The organism is Thermodesulfobacteriota bacterium, assembly GCA_040757775.1.
Taxonomy (GTDB): Bacteria; Desulfobacterota; UBA8473; order UBA8473; family UBA8473; genus UBA8473.
Map to the genome: position 1 here is coordinate 61681 of JBFLWQ010000004.1, position 16028 is coordinate 77708.

Annotated in this window: 18 protein-coding genes, 4 tRNA genes, 1 other RNA gene and 1 pseudogene; 9 read left to right on the forward strand and 15 right to left on the reverse strand. The window is 40.6% G+C overall.

All coding sequences use genetic code 11. From position 1 onward, the window contains the following. The first annotated feature begins 94 nt into the window (after positions 1–94). From AB1401_03815 to AB1401_03855, 9 genes and pseudogenes are all read left to right on the forward strand, one after another. On the forward strand, positions 95–670 hold the full coding sequence (locus AB1401_03815; GenBank protein ID MEW6614581.1) for a hypothetical protein: 576 nt from the start codon (positions 95–97) through the stop codon (positions 668–670). A gap of 144 nt (positions 671–814) precedes the next feature. After that, on the forward strand, positions 815–907 hold the full coding sequence (locus AB1401_03820; protein MEW6614582.1) for an AURKAIP1/COX24 domain-containing protein: 93 nt from the start codon (positions 815–817) through the stop codon (positions 905–907). Positions 908–1046: 139 nt separating this feature from the next. Continuing rightward, positions 1047–1286 carry a hypothetical protein gene (locus tag AB1401_03825; protein MEW6614583.1) on the forward strand — a complete coding sequence of 80 codons (240 nt, stop codon included), beginning with the start codon at positions 1047–1049 and terminating at the stop codon, positions 1284–1286. Between the two features lie 22 nt (positions 1287–1308). Continuing rightward, on the forward strand, positions 1309–2001 hold the full coding sequence (locus AB1401_03830; protein ID MEW6614584.1) for a hypothetical protein: 693 nt from the start codon (positions 1309–1311) through the stop codon (positions 1999–2001). Positions 2002–2003: 2 nt separating this feature from the next. Further along, the gene (locus AB1401_03835; protein MEW6614585.1) at positions 2004–2882 is read left to right on the forward strand and encodes an ATP-binding protein; all 879 of its coding nucleotides are present in this window, start codon (positions 2004–2006) and stop codon (positions 2880–2882) included. A 1-nt stretch (position 2883) separates the two neighbouring features. Continuing rightward, positions 2884–3522 carry an HAD family phosphatase gene (locus AB1401_03840; GenBank protein MEW6614586.1) on the forward strand — a complete coding sequence of 213 codons (639 nt, stop codon included), beginning with the start codon at positions 2884–2886 and terminating at the stop codon, positions 3520–3522. Between the two features lie 123 nt (positions 3523–3645). Next, positions 3646–4652: pseudogene (locus AB1401_03845) on the forward strand (DUF763 domain-containing protein). A gap of 22 nt (positions 4653–4674) precedes the next feature. Continuing rightward, on the forward strand, positions 4675–5154 hold the full coding sequence (locus AB1401_03850; protein ID MEW6614587.1) for a flavin reductase family protein: 480 nt from the start codon (positions 4675–4677) through the stop codon (positions 5152–5154). A gap of 76 nt (positions 5155–5230) precedes the next feature. Further along, a complete protein-coding gene (locus tag AB1401_03855; protein ID MEW6614588.1) occupies positions 5231–5812 on the forward strand; it encodes an HDIG domain-containing metalloprotein in 582 nt (193 codons plus the stop codon). Here AB1401_03855 and AB1401_03860 read toward each other — a convergent pair. From AB1401_03860 to rpoD, 15 genes are all read right to left on the reverse strand, one after another. After that, positions 5780–6535 (reverse strand): transporter, encoded by a 756-nt coding sequence (locus tag AB1401_03860; protein ID MEW6614589.1) that lies wholly within the window; start codon positions 6533–6535, stop codon positions 5780–5782. The two genes, AB1401_03855 and AB1401_03860, sit on opposite strands and share 33 nt — an antisense overlap. A gap of 128 nt (positions 6536–6663) precedes the next feature. Next, entirely contained in the window at positions 6664–7245 is a 582-nt protein-coding gene (locus AB1401_03865; protein MEW6614590.1) for a hypothetical protein, read from the reverse strand. A 22-nt stretch (positions 7246–7267) separates the two neighbouring features. Beyond that, a complete protein-coding gene (locus tag AB1401_03870) occupies positions 7268–8017 on the reverse strand; it encodes an ABC transporter ATP-binding protein (protein MEW6614591.1) in 750 nt (249 codons plus the stop codon). After that, the gene (cbiQ, locus tag AB1401_03875; protein MEW6614592.1) at positions 8014–8784 is read right to left on the reverse strand and encodes a cobalt ECF transporter T component CbiQ; all 771 of its coding nucleotides are present in this window, start codon (positions 8782–8784) and stop codon (positions 8014–8016) included. The genes AB1401_03870 and cbiQ overlap by 4 nt, the downstream gene beginning before the upstream one ends. Positions 8785–8790: 6 nt before the next feature. Further along, complete coding sequence (locus tag AB1401_03880; protein ID MEW6614593.1) at positions 8791–9108, reverse strand: PDGLE domain-containing protein; 318 nt, start codon at positions 9106–9108, stop codon at positions 8791–8793. Position 9109: 1 nt separating this feature from the next. Continuing rightward, positions 9110–9781 carry an energy-coupling factor ABC transporter permease gene (locus AB1401_03885; protein ID MEW6614594.1) on the reverse strand — a complete coding sequence of 224 codons (672 nt, stop codon included), beginning with the start codon at positions 9779–9781 and terminating at the stop codon, positions 9110–9112. A gap of 171 nt (positions 9782–9952) precedes the next feature. Beyond that, positions 9953–10029 (reverse strand) — tRNA-Arg (locus AB1401_03890). A gap of 4 nt (positions 10030–10033) precedes the next feature. Further along, positions 10034–10126, reverse strand: a tRNA-Ser gene (locus tag AB1401_03895). 90 nt (positions 10127–10216) lie between these two features. Then, a tRNA-Ser gene (locus tag AB1401_03900) sits at positions 10217–10302 on the reverse strand. A gap of 50 nt (positions 10303–10352) precedes the next feature. Further along, complete coding sequence (serS, locus tag AB1401_03905) at positions 10353–11633, reverse strand: serine--tRNA ligase (protein ID MEW6614595.1); 1281 nt, start codon at positions 11631–11633, stop codon at positions 10353–10355. Positions 11634–11702: 69 nt separating this feature from the next. After that, positions 11703–12278, reverse strand: an RNA gene (gene rnpB / locus AB1401_03910) — RNase P RNA component class A. Between the two features lie 179 nt (positions 12279–12457). Further along, positions 12458–13060, reverse strand: coding sequence for a ribonuclease HI family protein (locus AB1401_03915; protein MEW6614596.1), 603 nt, complete (start codon positions 13058–13060; stop codon positions 12458–12460). Between the two features lie 95 nt (positions 13061–13155). Then, positions 13156–13866: a C4-type zinc ribbon domain-containing protein gene (locus AB1401_03920; protein MEW6614597.1), complete on the reverse strand. Its 711-nt coding sequence runs from the start codon at positions 13864–13866 to the stop codon at positions 13156–13158. Positions 13867–14029: 163 nt separating this feature from the next. Further along, a tRNA-Ile gene (locus tag AB1401_03925) sits at positions 14030–14105 on the reverse strand. A 127-nt stretch (positions 14106–14232) separates the two neighbouring features. Next, complete coding sequence (gene rpoD / locus AB1401_03930) at positions 14233–15978, reverse strand: RNA polymerase sigma factor RpoD (GenBank protein ID MEW6614598.1); 1746 nt, start codon at positions 15976–15978, stop codon at positions 14233–14235. Positions 15979–16028 lie beyond the last annotated feature (50 nt).

A 16028-nucleotide genomic window follows, 5' to 3' on the forward strand; every position in this document is an offset into this window, starting at 1 on the left:
TATTTATTTCTTGACATAAAAAATTAAATCTGATACCAATTTTAGTGTCCCTAACTACTTCAGTTGAACAAGCTGAATTTATTGGAACTTAATAATGGAATCCAAAGTCTGCGACATAAAGAAATTGATGGCTGAAGAGTTGCAAAATGGTTCAAATGACCTTGTAACCAGAGATACGGGTATTGCTATACGGTCTAGAATAGAAAAAGAACTAATGAATATAAAGGAAGGAGACATACTATTCATAGATTTTTCAAGGATAGGTGTTATGGATTACTCCTGTTCAGATGAGATTATTGCAAAACTCATATCCAGGTTAATTGGGCTGGAGTATGGAGATAAGTATATAGTCTTAGCCGGCGTTAACTCTAATCAGTTGGAAAATATTGAGGTCGCCTTAGAAAGAAAGAAACTGGCAGCTATGGGGATCGATTCAGATAACTCATGGAGGGTTATCGGTAAATTAAACAATTATTTGGCGGCTACCTTGGAATTTGTGATGGGTAAAGGAGAAATCACAACCAGGGAATTTGCTGAATCTAAAAAAATAGGACTCAATACCAGTGGAACTCGCTTATTGAACCTATATAAAAAACGATTTGTTGCTAGAATAGAAAATACTACAGAGGAAGGAGGTCGCCAATATGTTTATAAATCACTAATTATTTAGATGAACAAAAAGTGACCTCTGTAATGCAAATAGAAAGATGAAAATATGAAAGGTGTACTTGAAGTATTAAAATAAATAATAAAGGAGGGTCGAGTAAGCAGGTTTCAGGCTAAAGAGTTTGAACCGCTTAGTTGAGAATAGAATATGGGCAGTGTTGTGAAGAAGAGAAGAAAAAAGATACGTAAACATAAATACAAAAAATTACGGTCCCGTACACGACATAAAAGGAGAAAATGATTAATACCTTCAGAAAAGTATTTGAATTTTTTTGTAATTTTTTTCATACATTATTCGTAATGGGTAGTACTGACAATTCTAGACTTTTTTACTTAGGAGGTTAGATGAACAAAAACACTATTCCTATGGAGGTATTCTTATGGAATGGAACAAAAAAGAAAAAGAAAAGTCTATTCAAAGTCTTGAAAATTGGATTGACTGGACCTACGATGAAATCGACTTTGCTGAAAAACTGATAGCTTTTATAGAAGATTCTATGTCTGAGAATGATTTCATAGAAAGGGCACACAAAGAGGTAGAAAGGTATCATAATACCTGTATTAAAGACGATTTGTATTCGATGATATACAGTATTGTGTTGCCAAATAGTTCAAACTGAAAAAGTCTTATGGGAGCTAAGGTTGAGTTTAATAAACAGGAACAACTTAAGCTATCTTTACTGTGTAGAACAGTATTTTTTATCCCTGACCAAAATTGGAACAGCCCTTTCGCCTTTAGATTATCAGATAATTAAATCATGGGAGAAAAGAGGGGTCCCTTTAAACGTTGCCTGCAATGCGGTAAAAATAGGGATCGAATCTTTCAAAAAGACCTCCGGGCTTAATAAACCCCTGCCGAAATCGATTAAGTACTGCAAAAATTTAGTAGAAGAGGAGTTCATCAATTACAAGAGGCGTAAAGTCGGAACCCATTTTAAGCGATCAGGAGAGCTGGAAGAGAAAATAGTCCTTTTTAAAAAAATAAATGTATTGATCGATAAAATAGCCAGGATTACCGATATAGAAAAAGACGAAAAAGTCAGGAAATTATATGCTGTGGTTTATGATAGAATTCTAAGATTAAGTTCCAATATAGATGAAAATTATCTGTTTATATATACAGAAGTAGAAAGGATAGACAAATATTTAATTGACGAATTCCTTAAACTAATATCACCTGACGACGTAACGACTCTTATGGGAGAAGCAGAGGAGAAATTATCTTTACATAAAATTAAGATGAGTCAGGAGGCATATGAAAGAACATTCATAAGTCTAAGAAATCTTCTTGTTAGGGAAAGATATGGATTATTGAAGATTGAGATTGGAGATTAACCGTGGGAAAGCGGGTTTGTGATAATTGTAAGGGCAAAAAGTATGAGATTTTCCAGAAGGGGAAATTTGCCAGGGCAATAATATGCGAAAGGTGCCGCAGTGTTTGTGATAAATGTGGCGGAGATGGAGTTGTCTTTAAAAGGGGTGAAAATAACTATACATATGCCAATAAATGTGACTGTACTATGTTAGAAAATAGGGCAGTGCTTTTTAACGAGGCAGTGATCCCTGCTCAATTTGCCCAGGTTACCCTGGAGGACTTTCAGATTACTCACCATACCCAAGAAGAAGCTCGAACCAATTCTCAGAAGTTTGTGGATTCATATCCTATACAGGAGAGAGGGTTGCTCTTTATGGGACCGGTAGGGGTGGGAAAGACCCATCTGGCTGTGGGTATTATAAAGAAATTAACCCTAGAGAAGGGCTTTAGCTGTAAGTTTGTTGACTTTTTCCATCTCCTGGCAGATATAAAAGAAGGATATTCCGCGGGAAAATCTGATAAGGAAATAATAGAGCCGTTTGTAAAAGCCCCTGTTCTGGTTATAGATGAATTGGGAAAGGGCAGGAATAATGAATGGGAATCCAACATCCTGGATCAGATAATCTCTAATAGATATAATAATTCAAATGAGCTGGTTACTATAATTACCACTAATTACACCACAAGGAAAGATTCTACCTTGAGTTTAACCAGAACCAAGACGAAGAAGGATCTTTTAACTTCAACCAAGGATAAAAATTATGAGAAGGAAGTCTTGCAGGAGACCTTACAGGAGAGGGTGGGAGAGAGGATCTTTTCAAGATTGGTGGAAATATGCAAAATGATAGAAGTGAAGGGGGAGGACTTCAGGACCTTAAAATATAAAGAGGATGACTTGTGAAGTGAAATTTAAACTTGCTATATTTGACCTAGACGGTACTTTAACCAAAGAAAGAAGTCTATGGGAATTTATACACAAAAGCATAGGCAAGTGGTACGGCTTTGCAGAGGAGTATCAGACTCAATTTTTTAACAATGAGATATCCTACGAGGAATTCTGCAGGCTGGATGCTCAAGTCTGGAAGGGGATGAGCATTAAGGAACTTAAAACTATTGTTGAATCTGTGCCATTATACGAAGGCATCGGACTTCTCACTTCACACCTTAAGAATCGTGGGATTAAATTATCCCTAATATCGTCAGGGCTTTCTGTCCTGTCTGACATGGTCAAAGAAAGGTATGCCTTTGATTATGCCATAGCAAATGACTTACTCTGTAATAATGGTACCCTGACCGGAGAAGTCTGCATAAATGTTAATTTCGACAAAAAGGCTCTATGGGCTGAAAGGGTAATGAATAAATACAAGACAAAAAGGGAGGAGGTCATTGCTATTGGTGATAGTCCGGGAGATAAGGAGTTGTTCGAGATAGCAGGGTTCTCAGTAGCCTTTAATCCGTCTTCTAAAGAGTTAAATAGTATCGCTGATGTTATCGTCAGTAGTGACAACATATCCGATATAATTCCAAAGCTGCCGTTTTAGGGGTTGCTTCGTCCGCCTCTGGCGGTTTCGCAATGACAAAACTAGGTGCATTTTCAAGTGAAAACAGGCATAACAAATCTCCCTCTGCATTACGGAAAGGCCCCGTCCTGGCTATTTAGTCGAATGAAAGATCTGGCAAGGGAGATAACCATTGTCATAGTAGGGGAATTCGGGTCAGAAGAAATGCTTGAGAGGCTCTCTGACCCTTTCTGGTTTCAAGCCTTTGGGTGTGTACTGGGCTTTGATTGGCATAGCAGCGGTCTTACCACAACCGTATGCGGAGCCTTGAAAGAAGGCATAAAGGGGCTGGAAAAGGATCTCAATCTGTTTGTAGCTGGTGGTAAAGGAAAGGTATCCAGGCAGACCCCCCTTGAGATAGAGAGCCATTGCGAGGCTATCTCTCTGGATGCTAATGGTCTTGTATATGCCAGCAAAATGTCTGCAAAGGTGGATAGTGCTGCTATTCAAGATGGTTATCAACTCTATCATCACTGTTTTTTTTTACCGGAAAGGGAGATTGGGGAGTTATTCAACAGGGCATGAATGAAACCAATAGATTTGCCAGAAGGTATCACTGGCTCGGTCGTGGATTAGGGGATTTTGTATGTGAGCCCCACTCTGCCATATGTTGTGATTTGAAAGGTAAGACTCTTAACATGGTAGCTAAAGAGAGCGGAGATGCCAGGGAGACTGTAACATCTATATCCATGGAGAAACCCCATATTCTTGAATCGGAGATTATGAAACTCCAGCGATTGGACCTCCCAGATCACCATCAGATTCTCCCCAGTGATTTGAATTCGAGCAGGTTAAAAAAGATTCTTTTGGAAATCTATGAGAGGCAACCGAAAGACTTTGAAACCCTTCTTGGTATAAAGGGGGTGGGGCCAAAGACCATCCGCTCCCTGAGTTTGATTTCAGAATTGGTGTACGGGGTAAAGTCAAGCTTCCGCGATCCAGCCAGATTCAGCTTTGCCCATGGAGGTAAGGACGGGCATCCCTATCCTATAGATCGGAAAAACTATGATCTGTCTATTGAGTTTCTTAAGGAGAGTATTTCTCTGGCAAAGATCGGAAGACAAGATAAATTAAATGCCATCAGGAGATTGAATCAGCCGAAGGCGGGCTGATAAAAGAATGGGGTTACAAAACATGGAAGTAAAACCAAACACAATTAAGGCACTGGAAAAGATAACATACGGGCTTTATATACTTACTACAAAAATGGGAAAGGAAATAAACGGGATGATTGCCTCCTGGGTTTCGCAGGTCTCTTTTAGTCCCCCCCTTGTCATGGTAGTTATACGAAAGAAAAGATATTCACATAAGATGGTGAAAGAGAGCGGTGTATTTGCACTGAGTGTTCTGGGTAAAGATAATAGCGGATTGGTCAGCAAATTTAAGGCATCTACCCCGGAAGAGAAATTTAAAGGGATAAGATGGGAAACAAAAACTACCGGCGCTCCCATAATCGGCGAAACCATTGCCTATATGGACTGTAAGTTAGTAGACTCCATTGATACAGGTGATCATACCATTTTCGTAGGAAAGATTGTCGACGCAGATACCCTTAGAGATGGCATTCCCATGACCAGTCTGGATTACGGCAAGGTTTACATTGGTCAAAGCTAAGGACCCAACCTCTTAGGAAAATGGGATTTTTTATTTTTCAGGATTAACTACTTACAATAACCCATAGAGACTGCCTATGACCCCTACCTTAGAAGAATGTTTGGATTTGATGAAAGAACACAATATGCTGGAGAATATTGTTCACCATAGCCTTATGGTTAATGAGGTTGGGCTCTGGCTTTCTGAAGAATTGAATAAAACAGGTGAAAATATAGACATGGCAAAGGTCCGGGCAGGTGCCTTGCTCCATGACATCACTAAAACCAAAAGCATAACCACAGGTGAAGACCATGCCAGGACAGGAAGCGAGCTTTTAGAAAAACTGGGATTTACAAGTATAAGCGAAATAGTCAGACAGCATGTAATGACCGATGATGCTCTAAATTCACCCACAATTTCAGAGATAGAGATTGTCAACTATGCTGACAAAAGGGTACTGCATAACAAGGTTGTAACCCTTAGAGAAAGATTTGATGACCTGAGAAAAAGATACGGCACCACTCAAGAAAGGGTCCACTTAATCAGTCAATCGGAAAAGAGGACAATCGAGGTGGAGAATAAGATATTCTCCAGATTGGATGTAACCCCCGATGCCCTCCTGTCTATAACGATTGAAAACTACGCCCTAGAACCTCAGCGTTATCCCCGCAAGGATTGAATAATCTGACTCTGTTTTATTTAACCCGCCCTTGACACCAAAATCCACATCAAAGTTCTCCGAGACGGAGTAGATTACCCCTCCCAGGATAAAGGCAGGGTTTGTGTTGGAAGTCTTGTCGGTATTGCTTTCTATACCAATGTTTGCAACTGCTTTAATATTTTTAGCTGTTTCTACCTCTGATGCAAAAGATGCATGCCATATATCCTTTTCCTCATCAACCTCATTTTCATTCCTCTTATATCCCAGGTTTAAGTGAAATGCCCATGCCCCTATTTCCTTTGTGTTAATAAAAAAAGCTCCATATGTCACCCTCCCGGCACCAAGTCCTTTTTGATCGTCCCCTGTGGGAAATGTGATACCGGGTTTCAGGGCAATGCTAAAACCATCCCTTTCATAAAAACGCCATTTTAAATCAATAGATGTGTCTGATATGCCATCCTCTGTATTTGTAGTATCTGAATCATCTGTCCTTGTATACTGGTATGGGATACCTAAAACTATGTCCATATTGTTTGTTACCCCGTAGCCCAATGCTGTTGCTATCTCAGTTGTCTTTTCTGTAACTCCATCTTCATCAGTATGGTCATACTTTCCATTGAGTTCAAGCTGAAATTTCCCCCTGCCCAGGGTGCCTGCATCGTCTGTTATAAGAGGATGTGCACCAAATGCCAATCCACTCCAAAACAGCATAGTAAAGAATACAACTATTCGTATAAACATCTTTTCTCCTCCTTTTGGTTTTTTGAAATAAAAAGCCACAAAAGCTTTCCAGACCTTCTGGTCTTTATTTAAGCCTTCGTGGCTCTATTTGTGATTCTAACTTTAATAATAAGGCAAAGAGCAGGCCGTTATGACCCTACATCAAACACCCTGTTGTATAATACAATGTTACACATATCATCATGACATTTCTGAATAGCCTCTTTCCTTAGAGGATCTACCTGCATGAAGACCTCACCCTCATGGGTCATCTGGAGTATCCTTCTCCCTTCAACCTCGGTGCAAAGCACTCCACAGGGCATTTGTGATTCCATAAAAGCAAGGTGTAACGCATCTGCATAAGGTATACTGCACGTATTGATATTCTCACACCCACTACACATCTCAATCTCCAGGTTTACATAGCCAGCCTTGATGTTGTTAACGACTTTGGTAATAATTTCATACTCCATGGTAAAGTCGTGATCATGAGGATCGTGCTCCTGGTCTTCTTCTATAGATGAAACAGGCATCCCTTTACGGGCTGCAATAAACCTCTCATTAGATTGGAGGATCAAATCAGCAGCAGCTTTAAGATTATGTGCTACCTCTTTTAACCCCTGTATGTCCGCCTCTTCTGCCCATTTCCTGTATTCTTTAACATGGTCTTCATTATGCCTGATCCAATGGTTCAAAAGAACTGCAAGCTTTTTCAACTCGTTCTCTTCCATAAATTAACTCCTCTATAGTTGGTTACGATTTAAGCATATCACAAAACTGGCAATTGTAGGTTGGGTCTATTTCGTATCGTTCGAGCACCTTCCTTTTCCCTAAAATATCTTTAACTGACCCGTCTTCTACAACCCTGCCTTCTTCAAGGATTATTATTCTTTGGCACAGCTCTAGGGCAATAGGCAGGTCGTGTGATACTATTATTTTTGTTTCAGGGAAAGACTTAATGAGGTCTATCAGGACCCGCCGCATCTTTGGGTCCAGGTTACTTGTCGGCTCATCAAATATAAGGATTTTAGGTTCCATTGATAAAACTGTTGCAATGGCAGCCCTCTTTTTCTCCCCGGCACTCATGTGATGCGCAGACCTCTTTTCGAAACCTGATAACCCAATCCTTCCCAGAACCTCCGTAACCCTCTCCTTTGCCTCCTTATCGTTCATCCCCATATTTATAGGACCAAAAACTACATCATCGTAGACAGTAGGACAGAAGAGCTGGTCATCAGGGTCTTGAAAGACCATACCCACCATCCGCCGAATACTCTTAAGGTTTTTCCCGTTTACGGATTTCCCAAAGATCTTAACCGCAGCGTTTTTATTCAGTATGCCATTTAAATGTAAAAGCAAAGTAGACTTTCCTGCCCCGTTATGTCCTATAATGGCTACGGATTCTCCTACAAAAATGCTGAGATTCACGTCCTGTAATGCCAGATTTCCATCCGGATACCTGTAAGTTAGGTTTAAAATCTCCACTGCCTTTTCTTTGTTCATACCATTAACCTCACACCGGTAACTACAGTGATTAAAATAGACAAAAAGATATAATCCATTGGTCTCAATCTCTGTATCCTTTCTTTTCTCTTCAAATCGCCATCAAAACCCCTGGAAAGCATAGCAACATACACTCTTTCTCCTCTCTCGTAGCTTCTTATAAAAAGGGTACCAATCATATTGCCTATCACCTTTGAGTGCCATATCCATTTCCCACCAAAGCATCTGGAATCTCTGGCTCTTTTCATCCTTTGCGCTTCGTCTGTAATGATAAAGAGATACCTGTACATGAAAGACGCAATCGTGGTGAATATTTTAGGCAATCCCAAATCCTCAAATCCCTTCAGTAGTTTTGGAAAGGGAACAGTTGAAGATAGGAGAATCATACATAGTACACCTATGTATGACTTGACAACCACATTCCACAAGACCATAAGCCCGCTATTAGAAACTGTAAGTCCGCCTATACCCAGGTTATACCCCCCTCCAATTACATCTTTCTTTAAAAAGGGGATAAATATTGCTACCATAAATACAAAGGGGATAACTATCATTGATCTCCCAAATACATGATGGAAGGGGAGGTTTGACAGTAAAAGAACCCCTAGAAGTACTGCAAAATATACACCAAAGCTGAAGTAGGAAGATGCTGGGGTACTAACACATACAACTGTGAGAAAGAAGAGGCCAATGATTTTGACCCTTGGATCTAATCCATGAATCACACTAGGAATATCACTGTAATTGTCTAAAAACGAGTGTTTCATATCTAATCAAACTTTATGCTGTGATCTTTTTGAACGAATGAGCCTGGCAACACCATATCCGACACCGAAAACAATGAGTGTTCCTATAAAGCCGGATAGCCCCGTAGCAATCTTTTCATTCTTGGAACCCGGGATGGAATAATCTGGCATAAGCGATAGTTTCCATAAAACCCATTCCTCGCCTTTTTCCAAAAACCCCTTTATTTCAGCTACCTTTTCCAATCCATCAGGATAGGATGAAGCAAAAGGGGAAACGAATATGGCTATCAGCAGAGAAATCAATAGACCGACAAGAACAAATGCCTTTATGCTTACGTTGTTCATATTATGCCTCCACCCTATTAAATGTCCTGGCATCCGGGTAACTATACGTCCCTACAAGATCAGGTCTCGTGTTTACGACTAGACCTACAACTGCAGTTGTAATTATTGCCTCACCAATACCTATCAACACGTGAACAGATGCCATTGCAGGGAGCACTATGCCCAGAGGCGATGTTCCTGAAATCGCCAATTCGACGGCACATGCACTTGCCCCCAGCACAACTGACATCCAAGAACTTATGGCAACTGAAACTAAATATCCCCCCTTATTTTTGGGAAAGATAGATTTCAGTGCTACCAGAAGGTAATAACATAGTACACCTCCTATAATACCCATATTGAAGATATTTGTACCCAGTGCTGTAAGCCCGCCATCTGCAAACAAGAGGCATTGTATAGTAAGCACCACCGCCATAATAAGACAACTTATCCATGGTCCTAAAAGCGATGCTGCTAAGAGCGCCCCCAGAAAATGACCACTGGTACCTCCAGCTACAGGAAAATTGAGCATCTGGGCAGCGAATATAAATGCAGCCACTACCCCCAAAAGGGGAACTTGCTTGTCTCCAAGCTTCTTATTTGCCTCTCTGACAGCAAATACAGAAACCCCAGCAGATATAATATAGGTTATAGCATTTACCCCGCCACTTACGAATCCGTCAGGCACGTGCATTCTACTCTCCTTTCTGAAGCGTGGTCAGAAAATACAAAAGCCACGAAAGCATTCTTCGGTCTTCTGACCTTCCCAAAGCCTTCGTGGCTTTTCTTCAGAGGAAAAACTGCCTATTTATAAGTATAGATTATCTTTAAACCAAGTTAAAAAGGATGTCAAGAAAAATTTTACTGGTACGCCCAGCAGGATTCGAACCTGCGACCTACGGATTCGTAGTCCGTCGCTCTATCCATCTGAGCTATGGGCGCACACTGGCGGAGAGAGAGGGATTCGAACCCTCGGTACATCTTTCGACGTACACTCGCTTAGCAGGCGAGCGCCTTCAGCCGACTCGGCCATCTCTCCCATTACTAAAGTGATCAGTTATCAGTGAACAGTTTTCAATCAAAAATCTTTTTAACTAACTAATCACTTTTCACTCTTAACTGGTTTTTGTGGCGGAGGGAGTAGGATTCGAACCCACGGACCTTTCGGTCAACGGTTTTCAAGACCGCCGCCTTCAACCACTCGGCCATCCCTCCATATCTATGGTGAATCACAAGTCGTAAACCTTAAATAGAATAAAACCGATTCACGATTCACGGGTTACGGATTCTACTCCTCCCATGTATGGTCTCAAACCCTCTGGTATGGTTATACTGCCATCCTCTTGCTGATAATTCTCTAAGATTGCAACCACTGTCCTTCCCACAGCAATGCCTGATCCATTTAATGTGTGTACAAACCGAGTCTTGGGTTTGCCCTCTGATTTGTATCGAATGTTGGCTCTCCTGGCCTGGAAGTCTTCAAAGTTACTGCAGGATGATATCTCTACAAACCTCTCTTGCCCTGGCAGCCATACCTCAATATCATAGGTCTTTGCTGCTGAAAATCCCAGGTCTCCGGTGCAAAGACTCACAACTCTGTATGGTAATCCCAATCTCTGTAGTACCTCTTCGGCATCTAAAAGAAGTTTCTCCAGCTCGTCATATGAACTCTCAGGGGTAACAAACTTAACCAGTTCTACCTTGTTGAATTGGTGCTGTCGGATCAGTCCCCTGGTATCCTTTCCATAGCTACCTGCTTCACTGCGGAAACATGGGGTGTAGGCAGTATAATACAGAGGAAGATCGCTCTCTTTTAATATCTCATTTTGATGAATATTGGTTACAGGAACCTCTGCAGTAGGTATAAGATAGTAATCATACCCTTCTAACCTGAAGAGGTCTGATTCAAATTTGGGAAGCTGTCCGGTTCCAATCATGCTCTGCCTGTTAACAATGAAAGGCGGTAACACCTCTACATAATTATGTTCATTGGTATGCAAGTCCAGCATGAAATTGATCAAAACCCGTTCTAGTCTAGCCCCCCAACCCCTGTACAGGACAAACCTGGCGCCTGTTATTTTAGACGCCCTTTCAAAGTCAAGTATATTCAATTCTTCCCCGATATCCCAGTGGGGTTTCGGTTTGAAAGCAAACTCGGGGATCTCTCCCCATTTCCTTATCTCAGGATTGTCCTTTTCACTATACCCAACGGCTACAGATGAATGAGGCATATTAGGCATATTCAGGAGAATCTGATTCAGCAAGTATTCTTTTTCACTGAGTTTTTTATCCAGTTCCTTTATTCTCTGGGAAACTTCCTGCATCGCAGTTATTTCTGAAGAAGCATCCTTTTTCTCCTTTTTTAGCCCGGCTATATTCTCAGAAACGGTATTCCTCTGAAACTTCAGGCTCTCAGCTTCCTGCAGGAGGTCTCTCCTTTCAATGTCCAACCTGACAAACTCATCAACATCCAGATCCAGCCCCCGCTGTTCTGTTTGCTCCTTAACCTTTTTTATGTTTTCTCGAACGAATTTTAAGTCCAGCACCTTTAAAATTATCCTTTAGCGATTGTTAAAAAAAAGCAGCTTTTTCCATACAAAGCAATTTATAAAAAATGCTAGAGCAGCTCATAAGCCGAGTTCTGTTCCTCAATTCTCAGGACCTTCTTGATCTGTCGAAAAGCCGTATTCTGATAAAGAGAGGTCCTTATTGAGGCAATGATCATTCATCTAGTCCCGATGTTTCCAACGGGATCAAGCGACCTACCCGCCCCGTCATCCAGAAGCCTCCCGAATCGGTTTCCTCCGTATGTTGAACGGGCCATTCTTCTTCTCCGTTATGGAGAAAACGGGACCTATTTGGTCTTGCTCCGGGTGGGGTTTGCCTAGCTCCAGATGTCACCATCAGGACTGGTAAGCTCTTACCTTACCGTTTCACCCTTACCCACCGAGGCTTACGCCTCGGAATTCGGAGTTAGAAGCCTGGAGTAAAAAGTAGTTAACTTCTCACTTTTCACTTTTAACTCATCACTCCCGCCATAGGCGGGCAGGCGGTTTGTTTTCTGTGGCACTTTCCTTATCCCGACTTCTCGGGACAGTCCGTGTTACGGACCACCCTGCCCTATGGAGCTCGGACTTTCCTCTCGCTCAGACCTTATTACGGACTGAACCAGCGATCATTTGATCTGCTCTAGCATCCTTGTTTTTTTTATAACCTGTAACGGTGCCTGCCGGGGGTGCATAGCAAAATAACACGTAAGAGCTACTAAATTTGTCTAACTTAATTATGATAACAACTTGTTTTTGCTAAGCATTGCTGGTGCAAACATGTAGTTCGTTATTTTGCTATGCACCCCCGGCAGGCACCAATCCTAGTTAAGCTGACCATTACTCCTTTCGTCTATAGCTTCATTGGCAAGCCTGTCGGCATGCCGATTCTTTTCTCTATCAATATGCTTTATATCATACCAGACAAATTTTTTCAACAGATCATTCACTTCATTGTACAAAACGATCAACCCCTTATTTTTAACCTTATATGCCCCATTCAACTGCTTAACCATCAATTCTGAATCAGAGAAGATATGTACCCCTGTCCCCCTGAGTTTCAGAGCTTCTCTTAGCCCCAGAATCAATGCCTGGTATTCAGCAACATTATTAGTATTTTTTCCAAGATATTTTTTCAACTCCTTAATCAGATTTCCTTCTTTATCTAAAATCACTGCTCCTGCCCCGGCTTCCCCCGGATTCCCTCGAGAAGCACCATCGGTAAAAACAAAAAAATCAGGGAGATTGGATGAAGCCCGGTTATCCGATTTGTTCCTATAAAATAATGCTGATTGATATAGTAGATCTCGGATATCCTCCTTTGAAACCATTGGAAATTTCTTAATGGTCTTTGTAAAACTCATGTGCAGAGCCAGATGATTCAATATGTCTGTTTTTAATTTATCCTGGATATCTCTATTCTTCAATCTTTTCTCGGTATACCCTTGACTGTACTTTCAGGGGTATAGATTTATGGAAGCTATCCACTAAAATGTGGGTTAGAGTTCGAAAGTGATTGGGGTCATGAACTGCTCTCCCAGTAAAGGATTCTATTACAATTTGGGCAAAAGATTAAATCCATCCCCCTCTGTACCTCATTAGAGAGTTGAGGCGGAATATCCATGTAGCATCCTTGACAAGATCCGTTCCTTGTCGGAACAACAGCAATTTCCTGCCTGTGTTTCTTTATGTTCTCATACATCTGCAGTAAGTCTGGACCTATCTCTGAGGATAATTCCCCTCTCTTTTTCACTTTTTCTGCCAGTTCATCCTTAAATTCCTCCAGTTTTGCCGTAAGTTGACTTTCTTCTTTACTAAACTCTCTGGATATTGCCATAAAATCTTCCTCTTTTTCCTTTAAATCCTTTGTTAACACATCAAGTTCCTCTAAAACATTAAGGATATCTTCTTCCCTTTGGCTATTGGATTCCTTTGTCAATGCTATTTCCTTCAATGCTGCCTGGTATTCTTTATTGGTCTTAACCGATAACAGTTTTTCTTCAGATTTCCTAATTTTCTCCATCTCATCTTCCATAATTCTCTCTTTTTTCCTTCTCTCATTCTCTAGACTCTCCAGTTTATCCCTTTTTGAATCAGCTATTCTCCGCTTCTCTTCTAGCTTCTCCTTCAATAATTCTATCCTTCGGGGATAGTTCTCTTTAATCTCTTCAATCTTTCCTATGCTTAAATCCAGGTCCTGGAGCTTAACCAGAATATTAATCTGTTCGTGCAATATTTTTTCCCTCCTTAGTGGATGTTAGCAGTATCAGCCTAGAAATAAAAAAGTGCACCTGAAAGGTGCACTCTTCACCAGCTTCTCTTTTTTATATCTTCCGCAAATTTCCAAACAGACCTTTTCAATGGATGTCCTTCTCTGCTATCATCAGTGAGATCGTTGGTGGGCCCACCTGGGTTCGAACCAGGGACCTACCGGTTATGAGCCGGTGGCTCTTCCAGCTGAGCTATGGGCCCCTATCAGGAAAAAAGCTGTAAAATCTGTCAGGTTAAATTTTTCGAAACTAAATTTAAAAACAATAAATAAATTGAAAACCTTTGTCAAGTAAAAATGGCAAAATCTAGCACTCAAAAGGCGTTAACGTTATTTTTCTACAAAGCTTTTGAGTCTTTTGCTTCTGCTGGGATGTCTCAATTTCCTCAAAGCCTTAGCCTCTATCTGCCTAATTCTCTCTCTAGTAACATCGAAATCCTGGCCTACCTCCTCCAGTGTGTGATCTGCCTTCTCGCCGATTCCAAACCTCATCCTAAGAACTTTTTCTTCTCTTGGCGTTAGAGTAGCAAGTACCTTTCTGGTCTGTTCGGAGAGGTTTAGGTTAATAACAGAATCGCTTGGAGATATAATCTTTTTATCCTCAATAAAGTCCCCCAGGTGGCTGTCTTCCTCTTCGCCAATAGGAGTTTCCAGGGAAATAGGTTCTTTAGCTATCTTCAGAACCTTTCTAACCTTATCCAGAGGTAATTCCATCTTTTCAGCGATCTCTTCAGGCAGTGGTTCCCGACCCATTTCTTGAACCAGGTATCTAGAAGTTCGGATTAGTTTATTTATTGTTTCAATCATATGAACAGGGATCCTGATAGTTCTGGCCTGATCCGCTATTGCCCGTGTAATAGCCTGTCGGATCCACCATGTTGCATAAGTACTGAATTTGTATCCTCTCTGATATTCAAACTTATCGACGGCTTTCATCAATCCTATATTTCCTTCCTGGATTAAATCCAGAAATTGAAGCCCACGGTTTGTATATTTCTTTGCTATACTTATTACTAAACGCAGGTTAGCCTCTATCAGTTCACTCTTAGCTTCCTTTGCTTTGCTTTCTCCATACTCAATACTCTGAATAATCTTTTTCAACTTCTTTGCAGACATCTCTAATTCAACTTCTGATCTCCTAATCCTCCTTTGAGCACTATTAATTATCTTCTCAAATTCTTTCAATCCATCCCTGCTAAGCAGTTTATTATCTAAGAATTCAACGCATTCTGCCCCTTCCTTTTTCTTCACCAGTCTAATTAATCTTTTTATCTCCTTAAGGTCTATACCAGAAATCCTTTCACACTCCTGTATTTCCCTTACTGCTTTTTCAACTCTGTCATTGAGGCTTTTTAATCTTTGAACTATTCTTTCAACCTGTTTTTTGTTGAAATTTATATCCATTAGTAGACTTATTATCTCCTGCTTATTCTCAATCCTATTCTTTCGAAGCTCTTCTTTGTCAAATGGTCCCCCTTTATCCTGCATCAACAGCTTCTGAATCTCTATATTCTTTTCATTCAGTTCCTTTATTCTTTCAATTAGGGTCAAAACTCTCTGGGTGTGGTATTCGGAATTTAAATGTTCTTCCTCCTGGTCCTTAATTATCTCCTTGACAGTAATCTTTTCTTTTTTAAGCTTTTCACCTAATAAGATAGTTTCTCTTATCGTTATCGGAGAATCCAATGCCGCCTCTAGAACCTCTCTTTCCCCTTCTTCAATTCTCTTTGCTATCTTAACTTCTTCATCTCGTGTCAGCAGGGAAACCGACCCCATTTCACTTAAATACATCCTCACCGGATCATTGCCCTTGCTGTATGATTCCTCCTCTATGTCAAGTTCTTTTTCTTCTTCTCTTAATTCTGGAATTTTCCTTTTTGGTATTTTTACGTTCTGAACAGCATCGACAATTTCAATGTCATTTTCATCAAACATAATCATCAAATCATCAATTTGCTCCGAGGACACGATATCCGAAGGTAAAATATCATTAACCTCATCATAGGTCAGAAATCCTTTTTCTTTACCCATGTTAATTAGCTGCTCTACCTCTTCAATCTTTGTCTTTTTGGGCATTAAAGCTCCTCCTTTGAAATATAATCCTGTGAACAAGGAGGGGCACGGCG